The sequence below is a fragment of the Microvirga sp. VF16 genome, from assembly GCF_016864375.1.
Lineage (GTDB): Bacteria > Pseudomonadota > Alphaproteobacteria > Rhizobiales > Beijerinckiaceae > Microvirga.
This window is the reverse complement of record NZ_CP069354.1, coordinates 5,026,875-5,040,995: the sequence shown is the minus strand read 5'-3', so window position 1 is coordinate 5,040,995 and position 14,121 is coordinate 5,026,875. Positions and strand designations below refer to the sequence as shown.

At 62.7% G+C, this 14,121-nt stretch carries 15 protein-coding genes and 1 pseudogene; 10 read left to right on the top strand and 6 right to left on the bottom strand.

Annotated elements, in window-relative coordinates; all coding sequences use genetic code 11:
* The first annotated feature begins 3 nt into the window (after positions 1–3).
* From JO965_RS23770 to JO965_RS23755, 4 genes are read left to right on the top strand one after another with little or no spacing between them, the layout of a single operon-like run.
* Complete coding sequence (locus JO965_RS23770) at positions 4–1,038, top strand: L-idonate 5-dehydrogenase (RefSeq protein ID WP_203439845.1); 1,035 nt, start codon at positions 4–6, stop codon at positions 1,036–1,038.
* 26 nt (positions 1,039–1,064) lie between these two features.
* Positions 1,065–2,636 (top strand): Re/Si-specific NAD(P)(+) transhydrogenase subunit alpha, encoded by a 1,572-nt coding sequence (locus tag JO965_RS23765; RefSeq protein ID WP_203439844.1) that lies wholly within the window; start codon positions 1,065–1,067, stop codon positions 2,634–2,636.
* An 11-nt stretch (positions 2,637–2,647) separates the two neighbouring features.
* On the top strand, positions 2,648–4,078 hold the full coding sequence (locus tag JO965_RS23760) for an NAD(P)(+) transhydrogenase (Re/Si-specific) subunit beta (RefSeq protein ID WP_203439843.1): 1,431 nt from the start codon (positions 2,648–2,650) through the stop codon (positions 4,076–4,078).
* A 44-nt stretch (positions 4,079–4,122) separates the two neighbouring features.
* Complete coding sequence (locus tag JO965_RS23755) at positions 4,123–4,332, top strand: hypothetical protein (RefSeq protein ID WP_371826817.1); 210 nt, start codon at positions 4,123–4,125, stop codon at positions 4,330–4,332.
* 225 nt (positions 4,333–4,557) lie between these two features.
* Here the strand turns inward: JO965_RS23755 and JO965_RS48960 are convergent, their stop codons facing one another.
* Complete coding sequence (locus JO965_RS48960; protein WP_256451900.1) at positions 4,558–4,692, bottom strand: hypothetical protein; 135 nt, start codon at positions 4,690–4,692, stop codon at positions 4,558–4,560.
* A gap of 1,052 nt (positions 4,693–5,744) precedes the next feature.
* The gene (locus tag JO965_RS23750) at positions 5,745–5,888 is read right to left on the bottom strand and encodes a hypothetical protein (RefSeq protein WP_203441401.1); all 144 of its coding nucleotides are present in this window, start codon (positions 5,886–5,888) and stop codon (positions 5,745–5,747) included.
* Between the two features lie 381 nt (positions 5,889–6,269).
* On the opposite strand from JO965_RS23750, the pseudogene JO965_RS49435 reads away from it, so the two are divergent.
* The 3 genes and pseudogenes from JO965_RS49435 to JO965_RS23740 form a co-directional block, all read left to right on the top strand.
* A pseudogene (locus tag JO965_RS49435) lies at positions 6,270–6,683 on the top strand (DUF1612 domain-containing protein); the annotation flags it as partial.
* Positions 6,684–6,691: 8 nt separating this feature from the next.
* Entirely contained in the window at positions 6,692–6,937 is a 246-nt protein-coding gene (locus tag JO965_RS49430) for a helix-turn-helix domain-containing protein (protein ID WP_371826816.1), read from the top strand.
* Between the two features lie 479 nt (positions 6,938–7,416).
* A complete protein-coding gene (locus tag JO965_RS23740; protein ID WP_203441400.1) occupies positions 7,417–9,036 on the top strand; it encodes an NAD(P)/FAD-dependent oxidoreductase in 1,620 nt (539 codons plus the stop codon).
* 21 nt (positions 9,037–9,057) lie between these two features.
* Here the strand turns inward: JO965_RS23740 and JO965_RS23735 are convergent, their stop codons facing one another.
* The 4 genes from JO965_RS23735 to JO965_RS23720 form a co-directional block, all read right to left on the bottom strand.
* On the bottom strand, positions 9,058–9,369 hold the full coding sequence (locus JO965_RS23735) for a hypothetical protein (RefSeq protein ID WP_203441399.1): 312 nt from the start codon (positions 9,367–9,369) through the stop codon (positions 9,058–9,060).
* A 195-nt stretch (positions 9,370–9,564) separates the two neighbouring features.
* Positions 9,565–9,837, bottom strand: a complete 273-nt coding sequence (locus tag JO965_RS23730) for a hypothetical protein (protein WP_203441398.1) — start codon at positions 9,835–9,837, stop codon at positions 9,565–9,567.
* A 99-nt stretch (positions 9,838–9,936) separates the two neighbouring features.
* Positions 9,937–10,242, bottom strand: coding sequence for a helix-turn-helix domain-containing protein (locus JO965_RS23725; RefSeq protein ID WP_246776663.1), 306 nt, complete (start codon positions 10,240–10,242; stop codon positions 9,937–9,939).
* 33 nt (positions 10,243–10,275) lie between these two features.
* Positions 10,276–10,683 carry a hypothetical protein gene (locus tag JO965_RS23720; protein ID WP_203444357.1) on the bottom strand — a complete coding sequence of 136 codons (408 nt, stop codon included), beginning with the start codon at positions 10,681–10,683 and terminating at the stop codon, positions 10,276–10,278.
* Between the two features lie 413 nt (positions 10,684–11,096).
* On the opposite strand from JO965_RS23720, the gene JO965_RS23710 reads away from it, so the two are divergent.
* From JO965_RS23710 to JO965_RS23700, 3 genes are all read left to right on the top strand, one after another.
* Positions 11,097–12,050, top strand: a complete 954-nt coding sequence (locus tag JO965_RS23710) for a transglutaminase family protein (protein WP_203441396.1) — start codon at positions 11,097–11,099, stop codon at positions 12,048–12,050.
* Positions 12,047–12,865, top strand: coding sequence for a transglutaminase family protein (locus JO965_RS23705; protein WP_203441395.1), 819 nt, complete (start codon positions 12,047–12,049; stop codon positions 12,863–12,865). The genes JO965_RS23710 and JO965_RS23705 overlap by 4 nt, the downstream gene beginning before the upstream one ends.
* Positions 12,866–13,168: 303 nt before the next feature.
* A complete protein-coding gene (locus JO965_RS23700; RefSeq protein ID WP_203441394.1) occupies positions 13,169–13,981 on the top strand; it encodes a bifunctional 2-polyprenyl-6-hydroxyphenol methylase/3-demethylubiquinol 3-O-methyltransferase UbiG in 813 nt (270 codons plus the stop codon).
* Positions 13,982–14,121 lie beyond the last annotated feature (140 nt).

The window sequence follows — 14,121 nt, the reverse complement described above, 5'->3', positions numbered from 1 at the left end:
CCCATGAAAGCCGTCGTCATTCATGCCGCCAAGGACCTGCGCATCGAGGAGCGCGCGCCGGAGGCGCCCGGGCCGGGGCAGGTCGAGATCGCCATCGAGGCCGGCGGCATCTGCGGCTCCGACCTGCACTACTACAACCATGGCGGCTTCGGCACGGTGCGCGTGCGCGAGCCGATGATCCTGGGACACGAGGTGGCCGGCACGATCCGCTCCCTCGGTGAGGGCGTCTCGGGTCTTGCCATCGGAGACCGGGTCGCGGTCTCGCCGAGCCGGCCCTGCCAGCACTGCGAGTATTGCCTCAAGGGCCAGCAGAACCAGTGCCTGAACATGCGCTTCTATGGCAGCGCCATGCCGATGCCGCACATCCAGGGCGCCTTCCGGCAGCGTCTGGTGGCCGAGCACTGGCAATGCCACAAGGTGGCCGAGGGGGTCTCGATCAACGAGGCGGCGTTGGCCGAACCGCTGGCGGTGACGCTGCATGCGGTCAACCGGGCCGGCTCGCTCCTGGGCAAGCGGGTTCTGGTCACCGGCTGCGGCCCGATCGGAGCGCTCGCCATCATCGTCGCGCGGGCGCATGGGGCGCGGGAGATCGTCGCCACCGATGTCATGGATGCGGTGCTCGAGAAGGCGCGGGCTGTCGGCGCCGACCGGACGATCAATGTGGCGACCGATCCGGAAGCACTGTCGGCCTATGCCGCCAACAAGGGCACCTTCGACGTCCAGTTCGAGGCCTCGGGCAATGGGAGCGCCGTGCGCTCCGGCCTGGAGGTGCTGAAGCCGCGCGCGGTGCTGGTGCAGCTCGGGCTCGGCGGCGACGTGTCGATCCCGCAGAACCTGGTGGTGGCGAAAGAGATCGAGATGAAGGGGACGTTCCGCTTCCACGACGAGTTCGCGCTCGCGGTCGACCTCATCAACGCGCGGCGCGTCGATTTGAAGCCGTTGATGAGCGGGATCTTTCCGATCGCCGATGCGGTGGCGGCCTTCGAGGCGGCCGGCGATCGCAGCCGGTCGATGAAGATCCAGTTGAGCTTCACCTGATACAGCGCCAGAGCAGGACAGTGACCATGAGGATCGGAACTCTGAGGGAAGTCTTCCCGGGCGAGGCGCGGGTGGCAATGACGCCCGAGTCTGCTCTCCAGCTGCAGAAACTCGGGCATGCGTGCTTTGTCGAGGCCGGGGCAGGGGAGAAGGCGGGCTTCGCGGATGCCGCCTACACGGCTGCCGGGGTGAGCGTCGTGCCGGATGCGGCAGCCCTCTCTGCCGCGACCGACGTGATCACGAAGGTGCGCCCGCCGACGGAGGCCGAGGTGGGCCGCCTGCGCCAGGGCCAGACGCTGATCGCGTTCGTCTGGCCGGCGCAGAACGCCAGCCTTCTGGAGCAGGCCAGAGCCCAGGGTGCCACGGTCATCGCCATGGACATGGTGCCGCGCATCTCGCGGGCCCAGAAGATGGACGCGCTCTCGTCCATGGCCAACATCGCCGGCTACCGTGCCGTGATCGCGGCCGGCAACGCCTTCGGCCGCTTCTTCACCGGCCAGGTCACCGCCGCCGGCAAGGTGCCGCCCGCCAAGGTGCTGGTGGTGGGCGCCGGCGTGGCGGGGCTCGCGGCCATCGGCACGGCGACCGCGCTCGGCGCCGTCACCTATGCCTTCGACGTGCGGCCCGAGGTGGCCGAGCAGATCGAGTCGATGGGGGCCGAGTTCGTCTTCCTCGACTTCGAGCAGACGCAGGACGGCGCCGCCACCGGCGGCTATGCCGCGCCGTCGAGCCCCGAGTTCCGCGACAAGCAGCTGGAAAAATTCCGCGCGCTCGCGCCCGAGATCGACATCGTCATCACCACGGCCCTGATCCCGGGACGGCCGGCGCCGAAGCTGTGGACGGCCGACATGGTGGCCGTGATGAAGCCGGGCTCGGTCATCGTCGATCTCGCGGCCGAGCGCGGCGGCAACTGCGACCTGACCGTGCCGGACGAGACGATCGTCACCGAGAATGGCGTTACGATCATCGGCACCACCGACTTCCCGAGCCGCATGGCCGCCCAGGCCTCGACGCTGTACGCCAACAACATCCGCCACTTCCTCACCGACCTGACCCCGAACAAGGACGGCGTCATCGTCCACAACATGGACGATGACGTGATCCGCGGCGCCACGGTCACGCACCAGGGCGCCATCACCTACCCGCCGCCGCCGCCCAAGGTGCCGGCGATCGCGGCCGCCAAACTGAGCGAGAAGGTGAGGGAGCTGACCCCGGAGGAGAAGCGGGCTAAAGAAGCGGCCGCCTTCCGGAGCCAGACAAAAAACCAGGTCGGGCTCCTCATCCTGGGTGGCCTGCTGATCGCGCTGGTGGGCGCCTATGCGCCGGCCAGCTTCATGGCCCACTTCATCGTCTTTGCGCTGGCGTGCTTCGTCGGCTTCCAGGTGATCTGGAGCGTCAGCCACGCGCTGCACACGCCGCTGATGGCGGTGACCAATGCCATCTCGGGCATCGTGGTGCTCGGCGCCCTGCTGCAGGTCGGCTCGAGCCACTGGCTGGTGGTGGCCCTCGCCGCGCTCTCCTTCCTGATCGCCACCATCAACATCGTCGGCGGCTTCCTGGTCACGCGCCGGATGCTGGCCATGTTCCAGAAGTCTTAGAGGATCCTCCGATGAGCTTTGGACTTGTCTCCGCCGCCTCTGTGGCGGCCGCCATCCTGTTCATCCTGGCGCTCGGCGGCCTGTCGGGCCAGGAGAGCGCCAAGCGCGCCGTCTGGTACGGCATCGCCGGCATGGCGCTCGCCGTCGGCGCGACCGTGTTCGGCCCCGGCGTCGGCAACTATGCCGTCATTGCCGCCATGCTGGTGATCGGCTCGGCCCTCGGCTGGGTTGTGGCCAAGAAGGTCGCGATGACCGCGATGCCGCAGCTGGTGGCGGCGCTACACTCCTTCGTCGGTCTCGCCGCTGTGTTCATCGGCGTCAACGCCGATCTCGAGCTCACCCGCGTGCTGGCGCTCGACGAGGCCGCGCGCCAGGCGCTGACTGGCTTTGCCGGGGTGCTGGCGCACAAGAGCGGCGTGGAGATCGCGATCCTGAAGGTCGAGGTCTTTCTCGGCGTGTTCATCGGCGCGGTGACGTTCACCGGCTCGGTGATCGCGTTCGGCAAGCTCGCCGGCAAGGTCGACGGCAAGGCCAAAAAGCTGCCGGGCGGCCATGGGCTCAATGCCGCGGCTGCCCTGGCTTCGCTCGTCCTGCTGGTGCTGTACGTCAATGGTGCCGGCATCTGGGCGCTGGTGGCGATGACCCTGCTGGCGTTCTTCATCGGCTACCACCTGATCTTAGGCATTGGCGGCGCCGACATGCCGGTGGTGGTGTCGATGCTCAACTCCTACTCGGGCTGGGCCGCCGCGGCGATCGGCTTCACGCTCGGCAACGACCTCTTGATCGTCACCGGGGCGCTCGTCGGCTCGTCCGGTGCGATCCTGAGCTACATCATGTGCACGGCGATGAACCGCTCCTTCATCAGCGTGATCCTCGGCGGCTTCGGGGCTACGACGGGACCCGTCATGGCGATTGCCGGCGAGCAGATCGCCATCGCTGCCGATGGGGTGGCGACCGCCCTGGAGGAGGCCGACAGCGTCGTGATCGTGCCGGGCTACGGCATGGCGGTGGCCCAGGCGCAGCAATCGGTGTCGGAGCTGACCCGCCGCCTGCGCGCCAAGGGCAAGGACGTGCGCTTTGCCATCCACCCCGTCGCCGGGCGCCTGCCGGGGCACATGAACGTGCTCCTGGCCGAGGCCAAGGTGCCCTACGACATCGTGCTCGAGATGGACGAGATCAACGCGGACTTCTCAGAGACGGATGTGGTGATCGTCATTGGCTCGAACGACATCGTCAACCCGGCCGCGCAGGAGGATCCGAACAGCCCGATCGCCGGCATGCCGGTGCTGGAGGTGTGGAAGGCCAAGCAGGTGTTCGTGTCGAAGCGCGGCCAGGGCACCGGCTATTCCGGCATCGAGAACCCGCTGTTCTACAAGCACAACACCCGCATGTTCTACGGCGATGCCAAAGCCAGCATCGATCTGCTGGTGCAGGCCATCTGAGGCTGTGGGGCAGGTGCAATCGGCATCTGGATAAGCTGCTGGTCGTGCGCGCGCACGCGGTGCTCTACAGCATGAAGTCCGGCAAGACCAGAACAGCCATGGTTGACTGGGCCCGGAGCCTATTGACCAAGAAGCCCTTCAAGGTCGTCGTTGCCTTGGCCAATAAGATGGCCCGGATCGCATGGGCCATGATGGCACGGGGCCAGACATACGAGTCTTCCTTCAGAGTGACGGCAGCCCAGCCGGTAGCATAAACTTCAGATTCTTTGCCCCTTGGGGCATTCCAGCTGACACTGGTGACGATGCGATGATGTGAAGCCAAAGCGGACATGAACCGCTGAAACTGGCAAACCCGTGGCGTCGTCTTGCGTCAGCCAACCGCGATAACGTGAGAGGGACCAGCTTCCAGCGTAAAACATCAGGCCCTGCGGTCATGAAGCACCGCGTACTCACCCCTTTTTTAGAACAATCCATCATCCTCAAGCTGCAAGCAGCGAGAAAACAGTGGCGGCAACGTTGATGGACCCCATGACCAGAAGGAAAGCGATGGGCAAAGAAAAGCGCGGTGCCTCAAGCCCGTGCTCGTTCTGAAGGTGGTGGTCAGGTGCCCTCATGACATCCTCCTTATGTTTAAGAGGGCTGCAAGATGGCGTACGCTGGCCCAGAGTTCTGTAAAGTGCGTCACACCCCCACCAACAGTCTGCGACACCTAGAGAGGCCCCCAAGACATCCAGGATGTCATTGGTGTCTTGGGACCTCGTATGGTGAGGTATTGCCTAGGTCCGCTCACCTACCACGAGCGACGCCCACGCAGCGAGAGCCAACCAAACACTGGCGAACATCCCTTGTCGGAGCCCACCCAGGCCCCGGCACTTCACCCATCTCACAATATGCACCCGAGGCCACATATCGGTCGTAGCTTGTGGCACTGGTGTTAAGAACAACCGTTCCTTGGGAAGCGACAAGGCTCTGTGCCTGACTACAAGACATCGCAGTGGTCAGCGAACGGCCTTGCGCCAATGCGCCAGAGCTGATGCTGATGAGGCCGATGGCTGCACACACCAGTTTCATATGGTTCATAAACATCTCCATGGATCAGACAGGGCACAAGGTGCCGCAATCTGACCATGGAGGCTGTGAAATGCCTCACACCTCCGCACCTTGGGTGATCTCAGCACGACGGCAATACATGAAGTCACCCAAGACACTCAGGATATAATTGGAGATGAGGAAGCCGCACGGTCGGTATGAGTTATGGCGGAGCAATGTCTTAACAAGGTGGTCGTGGAATAGGCGGCACGCAGCTCTCAAGCCCTTAACCTCTCGAAGGCCTTGCCCGTTGCCGACAACGATAGCCAATGGGGCACCGAGGGGTATCGGCTGTTGGAACCCAAACAGGCTCTAAGGTCTCACCCAACGCACATTGACCATTTCCTCCTACGTAACGGTCGTAGGTTGCGGGGCCAGTATTGAGGACGATAGCCCCTTGGGCGGCAACCAATTCTCGTGCCTGGCCACAGACCATCCGCAAAGTCAAAGGGTGGCTCTGGGCCAGCGCGCCAGAGGCCATGCCCATGAAGACGATAGCAGCACACGTCGACTTCAGGTGTTCCATTGCCACCTCCAGAGCAGGCACGTTGGAGCAAGGCGCCTGTCAGGATGCGGATCAGGCCAGGAGCGACAGCACGGTCGCACAGACATTCATGACCACCACGGTTGCAGCCAGATACTCGGCAACAGGTGGACAGGGCTCAAGGTCAATGTCTGGCCGATTAGGTAGAGCCTCGTTGGAAAGCTTTCTGCCTCTCATGGTCATTGTCCATCACGCCAGTCAGGGATGAGGCGCTCACGACCCAGACAGGATGGCACTGAGCGGCCAGGTCGGCCGTGCTTTCCCGCACCTTGGGGTACAGGATAGTTGTCTCTTAACAGTCTGAAAGACTTGGTGAATTGACCCACCTAAGTGCTGGGATGACACTGACGATGGGCTGGGAAGTTCATTGGTCCTCCCTGAAACTCAGGCTCCCTTACGGAGCCTTTTCTTTGCCCAACCACACTATGGCCGCGAGAGCATGAGGTTGTGTGGGGCAGGTATGTTGCACGTGAGGACCGCCCTATTGCCGAATATGTCACCATGTTGAGATGGCGGAAGCCTTAAACCGAGCCATGACTGAGTGTTCCATCCATCCTCATGCTGGCCCTGCCCGCTTGTTTCGCCCCATGGCCACTGTTGATCGATGGATTGTCGGCCCTAAGGGGGATCGGGGGTGTGGCGGGAGAGATGCCGCGGCCGTCCAAGGTGAAGCAGCCCGATCCTGGTGATGACGAGGCCTATCCGCCGCATGCGAACGATGCCGATCCGTGGAAGGCGCACTTTGCCGAGCCTGTGGCTCGACGTAGTCAAGCGCACCAACCACTGGCGTCGGCGGCCTGGAATGCTTGGCTCGATCTGAAGCCCTATACCCGCCTGCCGTGGCTGGGACGGGTCATGGCCGCGTTCATTCTGCGAGCGCGAGGTTTGACGAACCATTTGCTGTCGCTGGCGGCTGGATTCAAGCAGTCAAAATTCCGGCCTCAGGGCAGGGAAGGGGCGAAGGAGAAACTCGATGGCTTTTGCCAGGTGATCGAGGAGGCACTGGCGATCGCCCGCGAGCTTATGAGCCGGGTCACAGCAAAGATCCGGAGCAATTCCAAGCTGCCGCACTTGGGAGACCTGTTCCCTCGCGCCCGCTGGTCACGGCGCCGCTCGCGGCCAAGCTGTTGCAGGTCACGCCCAAGGCCGTCGACCTCATGCTGGCCCAACTCGGCGCCTCGCTCTCGCCTTACTGCCATGCTTCAGGACCCTTGGTCGAGCCTTAATTGGAGAGGGCAGCTTGTTCGAAGATCACGGGAGCACACGGATTGATCTGGTCTGTCCTCGCTGCCACCAACAATTCAAGGTCCGGCTGCGGAAACTTCAATTTGGAGCCGATCTGAGCTGCCGCTTGTGTCGGCATGAGTTCTCGGCCCGAGATGTGTCTCACCGTCCTGAGATTCAGGAGGCTCTTGCACGTCTGGGTATGGTGGTGAACAAGCGGGTGCGTCATTTGAAGTCTCACAGAAGCCGGGACATCGCCGAGGAACGCACCGGCGCGAGTACCTGAGCCACGACAGTGCTCGCATGAGCAACTCTGCTGAGCATGGGCGCGAAGCTGTTCATTCCGCCCCGTGCGAGCAGGCGAGCCGCATTTCTGGCCGACCTGCGCAAGGCGCCCGCAGAGGCTGCATAAGTCCGCGGGGTAGCGGATCCTCGCGATGCCGATATCTTGATCCGGGGGCGGATCGGCAGGAGGACGCTTGTGGCGGACAGCTATGATGTGGTGATCATCGGGGCAGGACATAACGGCCTCGTCTGTGCCTGCTATCTCGCCGCCGCCAGTCTGAAGGTGAAGGTGGTCGAACAGCGCTCCGTCGTCGGAGGCGCGGCCGTGACGGAGGAGTTTTACCCCGGCTTTCGCAACTCGGTCGCGTCCTACACCGTCAGCCTGCTTAACCCCAAGATCATCCGCGACCTCGACCTGCATCGCCATGGCTTGCAGATTGTCGAGCGCCGCCTGGCCAACTTCTTCCCGTTGTCGGACGGGCAGTATCTCAAGACAGGTGAGGGAGTGACACACTCTGAGATTGCCCGCTTCAGCCAGCGCGATGCCAAGCACTACGAGGCCTACTCGGCTGAGATCGAGGCCATTGCGGATGTGTTGCGCGATCTGGCGCTGCAGCAGCCGCCCAATCTCGTCGACGGGGGCTGGAGCGCTGTGCTGACCGAGGGCTGGAGAGGCCTGAGCATGGGCAACCGCCTGCGCCGGCTGTCTATGACCCAGCGGCGGGCCCTGCTCGACCTCTTCACCAAGTCGGCTGGTGATTACCTCGATGGCTGGTTCGAGACCGACTGCGTCAAGGCCGCCTTCGGCTTCGACTCCATCGTTGGCACCTTCGCCAGTCCCTACACCCCCAACACGGCCTATGTCCTGCTGCACCACGTCTTCGGCGAGGTGAGCGGCAAGAAGGGCGCTTGGGGCCATGCCATCGGTGGCATGGGAGCCATCACGCAGGCTATGGCGAAAGCCGCCCGCGAGCGTGGGGTGGAGATCGAGGTCGGCGCCCCTGTCCGGGAGGTGATCGTCGAGAAGGGCAGGGCGGCGGGCATCGTGCTCAAGGACGGCCGGTCCATTCGAGCGCGAGCTGTGGCCAGCAACGTTCATCCGAAGCTTCTCTTCGACCAGCTGGTGCCGGAAGAGGCACTGCCGCAGGAGTTTCTCGCCCGCATCCGGCGCTGGAAATCAGGCTCAGGCACCTTCCGCATGAACGTCGGTCTGTCGGAGCTGCCGAGCTTTACCGCGCTGCCGGGCCGCGAACCCGCCGACCATCACACCGCCGGCATCATCATTGCGCCGTCACTCGCCTACATGGACCGGGCTTATGACGATGCCAAACGCGAGGGCTGGAGCCGCGAGCCGATAGTCGAAATGCTGATTCCGTCCACCCTCGACGACAGCCTAGCGCCAAAAGGAGCTCATGTGGCGAGCCTGTTCTGCCAGCATGTACAGCCGGCCCTCTCTGATGGCCGCTCCTGGGACGATCACCGCGAGGAAGTGGCCGACCTAATGATTGCGACAGTGGATCGCTATGCTCCCGGCTTCCAACAGAGCGTGCTGGGGCGCCAGATCATGAGTCCGCTCGATCTCGAGCGGACGTTTGGGCTCATCGGTGGCGACATCTTCCACGGCGCTCTGACGCTCGATCAGCTCTTCAGCGCCCGGCCGATGCTGGGTCATGCGGACTACCGGGCGCCGTTGGCGGGACTGTACATGTGCGGCTCCGGCACCCATCCAGGCGGTGGCGTCACCGGTGCCCCAGGTCACAATGCGGCACGGGCAATCCTCGCAGACACCGGCCGACGCCGATTTAGGAGGACCTAATGCGGAGTTTCCGGTGCGTCTCTACCGTCTTCCTCGCCAGGCGTCCCGCAGCAATCGGCGACTTTTCATGCGTATCAAAGAACTCAGCCACGGTGTATCCCCCGGATTGTCACCCGGGCAGACAAAGTCCAGATAATCCTCTGGAGCCTCCTCAAGGCTCCTGACCACTTGCGGCTTCTTCTCTCCATCGAAGTAAGGCAGAAGGCTCTCCTCGTCCGCCTCGCCATGGTCCTGGTACTCCAGGGTATGGGGCAGACTATCCACGTCCTCGACAATAGCAAAGATCGCGGATGACTCTCCATCCGCAGTGATATTGCGGTGGTACAGCTTCATGCGTCGCGAGCCCTCTTGCAGCTGTTCAGCTGGTGCCAGTACTCAACAGGGAAGCGGACAGAAATTAGGTCCGGGGCAAAAGAAAACCGAACTCAACAAGCGTCAGACCTGTGGATCCAGCGAGGAGCGACAGCGCTGGGTGATGTGAACTTGCCACGTCAGTCCGTCACAAATGTCGAAACCTGGTCCGCTTCCTCACTTGGGGGGCATCCACGCATTACTTGGCCTGGTCGCTCCTTCGTCCTCATGCCGCTCGATCCAGATCCAGACCGCAAGATCAGCCTCGCACGACCGGCGCGCCAGCCAGTAGCTTTCTGTCGGGCAGCGGCTCACCTCTGGGTACGGCCGCAGGAACTCAACCACTGCAGCCACCGCATCACGGTACGCGCAAATGCCCTCGCCGATGCAGCCGTTGTCGAGCGGCAGCCCGGATCGGCCGACGAGTTGCCACCGGACATGGTAGGCCATCGAGAGCTCCGAAGCACCGTGAAGGCTAAATTGGCATGCCCCAACATCTTCTGACAGAGGCTGATGCACTTGTGGGCCGCGGCTGTTTGAGCTGTGGTATCAGACGTCGTTGTCGCTCGTCAGCTGATCCGGTCTGAGGCCCTCATCGGGAGGACCCGCATACCGCAGCCGAACGCCGGGTCCTTCTCCGCCATCAGCCTCGAGGAAGAGCACACCTTGATCCTCGAGCGCAACCCGGATGGCCGCCACGGCAGCCTCGGAGGCGCGAAGATCGCCATCCCCTTCAGCCCGTTGGATGGTCGGAATGGACAGGCACGTGCATCCTGCAAGCTCGGCTTGGGACAATCCGAGGAGCGCCCGTCCGGCGCGCAACTGAGCGGATGTGATCAGTCTCTCGCGCATCATGACCGTGCCTCTGCTGATCTCAGGACAGCAACATCATGATGACAAGATGTGGTTGACCTGATCATAAGTCGAGCATTCGCCTGTCATGAGCATGACGGGACAGCTGAGCTGTGCCAGCCAGTTGGCGTCGGTCTCGAGCGTTCGCCCGCTGGTGTCCGTGTCATAGCCAGCAGCCCATCGAAGAAAGGCCTGATGCCGCTCATACATTGGACCACCCAGCTCGATCTCGCGTCCAAAGCGCTCGCGTTCCCGTGCACGAAGGCGGGCGAGCCTAACCTCGGCAGGGATGTACAGAAAGATCACGAGATCAAAGATCGGGATCAAGGCATCACCCCAACCGACGATCGAACCGGAAAGCACCCAGTTTCCAGCCCAACGGGTTGCAGCCTCCAGCATCCGTACGCGCTCGGCTGCCGCTCGCTTGGTTTGGAACAGTCGCAAGCCAATACACATCGTCCACATCCACGTGCTGACACTCCAGCTGTTGAGCAAGCGCTCGCCCGAGCGTGGATGAGCCGCAGCCTGCCGCTCCGAAGATGTGAACGCGCTCCAAGGATCGCATCGTCCGGTCCTGCCCACCAGCGCAGTAGGAAGTCTAATCGACTGAGCCGGAGGAACAAGGCAGGGTTGGACAGCCCGCGAATTCGCACTTCCCTCTGTAAAACTGCAATCGATGCTGGCGCGGGAGGGGCGAAACTCATTGGATCGGCTCACCCGAGCGGCGACCCCGATCGCGACATTGCCGACGGGAAGGAAGCCGAAACTATGGGCTTCCTCCTCCAGATCATTAGAGCCTAAACTCTTTGCAGGCAGGAGGTCCGGTGACAGCGTTCCCTCACTGATTGGCGGCTGAGATGACCCTTCTCGCGGTCCGACATGTAACTACTTATCATTATAAGCAGCCCGTCTCGTTCGGTGAGCACCGGATCATGTTCCGGCCCCGCGACAGCTATGATCAAAGGCTTCTGGACGCGCGGATCGAGATTGATCCGCCTCCGAGCGCGATGCGATGGATCCACGATGTCTTCGGCAACTGCGTCGCCATTGCACGGTTCACCAAAGAGGCATCCGAGCTGCGGTTCGAGAGCAACATCCGCCTCGACCATCTGCCTTTGAACGCGCCAGACTTCCAGATGGAGGATTATGCCCAGACCTATCCCTTCGCCTACAGCGCGGAGGAAATGCCTGACCTGACACGGGCCATGGAGCGGCAGTATCTCGACCCCGACCACCAGATCCATCACTGGGTCCAGAAGTTCCTGCATCAGGGACGCCCGACGCGGACGGGTGAACTCCTGATGACCCTCACCTACGCCATCAAGGAGAGCTTCACCTACAACAGACGCTCGGAAACTGGGATCCAGGACCCTTTGACAACCCTGATGCTCAATCGCGGGAGCTGCCGCGACTTCGCGATCCTGATGATTGAGGCCGTGCGCGCGCTGGGGCTCGCGGCACGCTTCGTGTCCGGCTACATTTACAGCCCGAGCCTCGACGGTTCCGGCCATGTCGGTGGAGGCTCGACCCACGCCTGGTGCCAAGTCTACCTGCCCGGTGCCGGTTGGGTCGAATTCGACCCGACCAATGGCATCATCGGCAATCGCGATCTCATTCGCATCGCGGTGGCACGGGATCCCCGGCAGGCAGTACCGCTCTCCGGAACATGGATGGGCGAGCCAGGTGATTTCGAAGGAATGACTGTCGAGGTGAACGTGACGGCCTCGGAGAGCAGCCCAGCGCGCCGCGCCGGCAGGACAACCTCGCCCGGCAGTGAGCCTTGGCTCTCCGACTCGCAGGGTACCCGATGAAGATTCAGGCCGGCTATCGGATCGCCTTCGAGTGTCCGCAGCCGACGCCGATGCTCCTGATGCTAAATGTTCATCCGTCGCGCGTGCCGGACCTTATCACGCCTGATGATCTCATGTGCGATCCTCCGGTCGAGTACAGGCAGTATCGTGATGCCTTCGGCAATGTCTGCACCCGACTTCTTGCGCCGGCCGGGCGGCTCGAGCTTTCAGCGGATTTCATGATCCATGATTCCGGATTGCACGATCCTGTCGTTCCAAGCGCCGTGCAGCAGCCTGTCGAGGAGTTGCCTGACGACGTGATCGTCTATCTGCTCGGGAGCCGGTACTGCGAAACCGATCAGCTCTCAGACACCGCCTGGCGTCTCTTCGGCGGTATCCAGGGAGGGTGGGGGCGCGTTCAGGCGATCTGCGATTATGTGCATGATCGGATCATGTTCAATTATCAGGATGCTTGTGCAACCCGGACGGCTTGGCAAGGGTACAACGATCAGGTCGGTGTCTGCCGCGACTTTACCCATCTGGCCATCACCCTGTGCCGCTGCATGAACATCCCGGCGCGTTATTGCACGGGATACCTGGGCGATATCGGCATTCCGCCGGTGGATTATCCGATGGATTTCAGCGCTTGGTTCGAAGCCTACCTGGACGGCTGCTGGTACACCTTCGATGCTCGGCACAACACGCCACGGATCGGGCGGGTGCTGATGGCCACGGGACGGGACGCGACCGATGTGGCAATCTCTACGAGCTTCGGTCCGTCCGTACTGACGGCCTTCTCTGTCGTCACAGACGAAGTGGCAAGCGAACACAATTGAGACGGGCTTTGTGCCGGCATGCAATATTGTCCCTCCGACATGACGCTCCGCAGAAGGAGTGCTTCTGTCAACGCTTTGATCTCATGCAACACTATGAAGGGCAGGGAACATCATAGCCCTGGCTGATGCGGTCCTTGGAACTGTGCCACCCTGACCTAGAGATCGCCCGTCCAACAAGTCGCCGCCGGAAGGCATTGGTGGTATCCTGTCCCGTCATCATGGTGACTTCATGCAGGCGGGGAATCAAGCTGTTCCCGCAAGCGGCCGGCTTGAGGAGTCGCTAGATCATCCGGGGGGCGCTGCATGTCCTCGTCTCACTACATCCACGGAACCAGCCCCGAAGAACAGCAGCGGCTAACTGCGATGAACCGCCTCCTCAACGAGCGGTTTCTCGCACAAGCCGCACTCGAACCCGGAGAGCGCATCGTTGATTTCGGCGCTGGGCTTGGACAGTTCTCACGCGCGATGGCGAAAATAACAGGTGTCCCGGTCGTGGGGATAGAACGCAGCAATGAGCAGATCCTCGAAGCGATGAGACAGGCGGATGCGGATGGCGAAACCCATCTCATCGATATGCGGCAGGGGAGCGCAGAAATCGCCCCCCTGACCAATAGTGAGTGGGGGCGCTTCGACCTGGCACATGCCCGCTTTCTGCTCGAACACGTTCACAATCCCTTGTTCATCGTGCGAACCATGGCTCGGGCCGTGCGCCCAGGCGGGCGGATCATCCTGGCGGATGACGACTACGACGTGATGCGGCTCTGGCCGGAGCCGCCGGGGCTGGCCCCGGTCTGGCAGGCATACCAGCGAACGTACGACCGCCATGGCAACGATCCCATTGTTGGCCGGCGCCTGGTGCAGCTTCTGCACCAGGCTGGCGTGCAGCCCCGTCGCAACACCTGGATATTCTTTGGCGGCTGCTCCGGGCAGCCGGACTTCGAGGGTTATGTCAGCAACTTAGCCAAGATTATCGAGGGGGCCACCGATGCGATTGCCGAAACCGGCACTCCGCGCGAGACCGTCCAAGCAGTCTTGGATGCGCTTGCCACATGGCACAGGCGACCGGACGCCGCGCTTTGGCATGGCATCGCCTGGGCGGAAGGGGTCAAGGTCTGACGCGACGGAGCGTCCGCGCATGTCTCGGGGCCAATGTGGATCGCTACTCCTTCATTGCGATGGACTTGCACCACCTATTGCTTGCTGGTCTCCCGGCACACCATGCTCTGACCCCATCAGCAGGCAAGACGGGATTTATC